This is a genomic window from Lactobacillus nasalidis (assembly GCF_016587775.1).
Taxonomy (GTDB): domain Bacteria; phylum Bacillota; class Bacilli; order Lactobacillales; family Lactobacillaceae; genus Lactobacillus; species Lactobacillus nasalidis.
This window is the reverse complement of record NZ_BOCG01000370.1, coordinates 1-234: the sequence shown is the minus strand read 5'-3', so window position 1 is coordinate 234 and position 234 is coordinate 1. Positions and strand designations below refer to the sequence as shown.

1 rRNA gene is annotated in these 234 nt (G+C 43.2%); it reads right to left on the bottom strand.

Features of this window, described 5'->3' with window-relative positions:
- Positions 1–72 (bottom strand): 16S ribosomal RNA (locus lacNas_RS06920); the annotation flags it as partial.
- Positions 73–234 lie beyond the last annotated feature (162 nt).

Genomic DNA, 234 nt, shown 5'->3' with positions numbered 1-234 from the left:
AGCTCGCTCGACTTGCATGTATTAGGCACGCCGCCAGCGTTCGTCCTGAGCCAGGATCAAACTCTCAATTTGAAATTGTGCCTTTTTAATCTGCTCCAGATTATTTGCTTGCGAATTGACTTCGCTTATTTGTTTGGATCAAACTTCGTTTGACCCGCACACTGCGAAACTTTGTTCAGTTTTCAAAGTACCAACTGCATCTTTGTGACGCAACGTTTTATATCTTACTCGCTT